Raw genomic sequence first — 2328 nt, forward strand, 5'->3', positions numbered from 1 at the left:
TTCCATCCCAAGTACCGCAACGAAGACACCGGCCGGCTGGCCTACGATCCGGCCATCCTGCTGAAGATCATCCTGTTTGCTTATTCCAGGGGCATCACCTCCAGCCGGGAAATACAGTGGTGCTGCGAGACCAACATCACCTTCAAGGCGTTGTCCTGCGATACCGTTCCCCACTTCACCACCCTGGCGAAGTTCGTCAGCCGCCACTCGGATGAGATTGAAGAACTGTTCGAGCAGGTGTTGTTGGTGTGCCACGAACAGGGGTTACTGGGTAACGAACTCTTCGCCATCGATGGCTGCAAGATGCCCTCCAACGCCGCCAAGGAATGGTCCGGCACCTTCAAGGAACTGGAAGAGAAACGGAAAAAGCTGCGACGACTGATCCGCCTTCACCTGAAGGAACACCATGAACGGGATGAGGCGGCCACCGAGGCCGAACTGGACCGGGATATCCGCCGGGCAAAGACGGTCCTCTCCCTGGACGAATCCCTGAAGAAAGTGAACTGCTTCCTAAAGACGAACCGCCCAAGGATGGGCCGGGGGAAGCGGAGCAAGGAAGTGAAGAGCAATATAACCGATAACGAAAGCGCCAAGATGACCACCAGCAAGGGCACGATCCAGGGCTATAACGGCGTGGCCACGGTGGATAGGAAACACCAGATCATCATTGATGCCCAGGCCTTTGGCGAAGGCCAGGAACACCACACGCTACAACCGGTGCTGGAAACGGTCGAAGCCCGATACAAGAAGCTGGGTATTACCGAGAGCATCTACCAACAAGGCACTGTTGTAACAGCCGATACCGGCTTCGCCAACGAAGCGAATATGAAGTACCTGCACGAACGGAAGATCAACGGCTACGTGCCGGACAACCGGTTCCGCAGCCGGGATCCGAAGTTCCAGAACCAGAAAGAAAAGTACGGTAAGCGGCACCAGAACCTGCCGGACACAGGATGGAAAGACACCATCCCGGCCAGTGAGTTCCAGTTCGATCCGGTGAAGCTGACCTGTATCTGTCCGGCCGGTGAAACCCTTAAATATCATGGAGCCCGGGCTGACCAGAACGGACAGCACCGGGCCTACTTCCAGGGCCGTTTATTGCAATGCCGGCACTGCCCCAGGAAACACCAATGCATGCAGAACCCGGATGCCGCTAACCACCGAAAGGGCAAAGGCCGCCAGGTTTCATTCACCCTCGAGAACAAGTGCCTGCCCAACTATACCGATTGGATGAAGCACCGGGTGGACAGCCAACGGGGCAAAGAGATTTATAGCCACCGCATGTCGGTGGTGGAACCGGTATTCGGCAACATCGGCACCAACAAACGGCTTAACCGTTTCAGTCTGCGGGGCAAGAAGAAGGTACAGGGCCAATGGCAGCTATACTGCCTGGTGCACAATATTGAGAAGCTGGCGAATTACGGGCGGTTGGCGGCGTGATCCGAAGGCTGGAAATGTGGCCTCTGGATGTCAGCAATACCGGCACTGAGAACGTCAAAGAGCCGAAACTGACGGCTGAACCTTGGAATCGGAATCATCAGCCAGTTGATGGTTGCGACAAAAACTTTAGGAATCAGGCAGTAGGAGTGGCTCGGAATCGGGTTTTTCTACAGCCTCGTTAGGTTCACCTATGAATAGAAAGCCTCGGTTGCAAAAAAAGCTATACGAGACCCATCTCATCAGCGTTGCTTGCGATGCGATTGGGGATGAAGCACTAGTTTCGAGAATGTGGAAGCTGGGTCAGGGTGAATCACTGAGCCTAGATGATTCCACTCTGAACTCAGAGCTGCTCACTCGTTACAAGCTGAGGTTCATTGCTGTCCGAGGACCGGTTCCCGGGAGTTGGACCGAGAAGCCCTTTGATCCGGATGAGCTCGAGATTTGGTTCTTTGCAGACGGTAACGAGCGTATATGTCACGGCTGGGTTCTGTACCGAGATGCCGAGTAAGAATAGTGTGCGGGGTGAACCTAACAAGGCGCATCAATACGCGGCCTGCGGCCGCCGGACGCCCTTTTCATTGCGGCTGCGCCTCCATTACAAGGGCGCCGTTGTGCGCTGGCGTTATAAATCAGGGAGTAGCCCTCAATGGAGTGGCGCAAGGACGAATACCTAATCACTGACGACAGGTCCCAGGTTCAACTCGATACGGTGCACCGCTTGCTGGCCGCAACGTATTGGGGAAGTCGTCGCCCTATCGAGACCGTGGAGCGGATGGTTGCTGGTTCTATTTGCTTCAGCCTTTATTATGGAACGGAGCAAATTGGTTTTGGGCGCGCAGTCACTGACAGTGCTACGTTTACTTGGGTGGCGGACATCGTGATTGAGCC

General features: G+C 55.2%; 1 protein-coding gene and 1 pseudogene. Both read left to right on the forward strand.

Annotated elements, in window-relative coordinates; all coding sequences use genetic code 11:
• On the forward strand, nt 1–1440 hold a 1440-nt coding region (locus ACJO5Y_RS20145; RefSeq protein WP_406989657.1), incomplete at its 5' end, for a transposase.
• Nucleotides 1441–2086: 646 nt separating this feature from the next.
• Nucleotides 2087–2328: pseudogene (locus tag ACJO5Y_RS20150) on the forward strand (GNAT family N-acetyltransferase); the annotation flags it as partial.

This window comes from Marinobacter alkalisoli (genome assembly GCF_045449855.1).
In the GTDB taxonomy this organism is placed as follows: domain Bacteria; phylum Pseudomonadota; class Gammaproteobacteria; order Pseudomonadales; family Oleiphilaceae; genus Marinobacter.